The sequence below is a fragment of the Burkholderia sp. HI2500 genome (assembly GCF_002223055.1).
Classification (GTDB): Bacteria; Pseudomonadota; Gammaproteobacteria; order Burkholderiales; family Burkholderiaceae; genus Burkholderia.
Genome location: NZ_NKFL01000027.1, coordinates 1 through 1,097, shown reverse-complemented (window position 1 = coordinate 1,097; position 1,097 = coordinate 1). Strand labels below are relative to the sequence as shown.

Below are 1,097 nucleotides of genomic sequence, written 5' to 3'. Positions count from 1 at the left end.
CCGCTCGTCAGCAGAATCCCCTGATCGGCCGCGATCTCGATCCGGTCCGTCGCCGACACCACCTTCACCGCCTTCTGCGCGGTCACCTCGATGTTGTCCGACTGCGCCTGGATCTCCACCTTGCCCTTGCCCGCGAACAGCTTCATCCCCGCGTTCTGCACGAACAGGCTCAGCTTCTGCCCGATGCTCCCGATCAGCGACTTGCCTGCGGCCACGTGCACGCTCTGCCCGCTCGCCACGTTCACGTGATCGTTCGCGACCATGTGCACCGACTGCTGCGTCGACATCCCGATCCCCGACGGGCTGCCGAACAGCATCACCGGCTCCTTGAACGCGTTCGCGTTACCCGTGCCGCCGCCTGCCGTACGCCCGCCCGACGCGCTACCCGATGCGCTGTCCTGCGTCGCATCCGTGAACGCGCGCATCGTGTCCTGCGCGTCCTTCAGGCTTTCCGCCTGATGCTGCTCGCTCACGCCCGACATCGCCTCGACGAGGCTCTCGCCCGTCACGAGCTGCTGCTGCGCTTCCTTCACGTCGAGCGGCTGGCTGTTCGCTGCCTTCGGGTGCGTCGTCACGTACAGGCCCTGGCTCGCCCGCACCGCGCCATACGCATCCGAGCGCAGGTCGAAGCCGCTGCCGAGATACGATCCGCGCGAATTGCCGCTCTGGTCGATGATGTAGCCCAGGTGCAGCAGGCTGTTCGCGCTGCTGCTCATCAGCTGCACGCGGTTCTGCCCGGTCGCGTCGTCCATCACGAGCTGGTTGTAGCCGCCGCCCGAATACTCCTTCGACCGATACCCGGACAGGATCCCGTCGGTATGCCATTGCGGCTGGTTCGCGCCGTTGTACACGCGCCCGACCGCGAGCGGCCGGTCGCAGTCGCCGCCGACGTAGTCGATCAGCACTTCCTCGCCGATGCGCGGCACATGCACGCCGCCGTAGCCGCCGCCCGTATCCGACTGCACGACGCGCACCCAGCACGACGCGTTCTCGTTGCCCGGATTCAAGCGGTCCCACACGAACTGCACGCGAATCCGGTTCAACTCGTCGGTATAGACTTCCTCGCCCTGCGGCCCGACGACGATCGCCGTCTCGAG

1 protein-coding gene is annotated in these 1,097 nt (G+C 66.9%); it reads right to left on the bottom strand.

All coding sequences use genetic code 11. From position 1 onward, the window contains the following. Positions 1 to 1,097 (bottom strand): DUF2345 domain-containing protein (locus tag CFB45_RS38085; protein ID WP_144025311.1); only part of this gene is annotated, 1,097 nt, incomplete at both ends.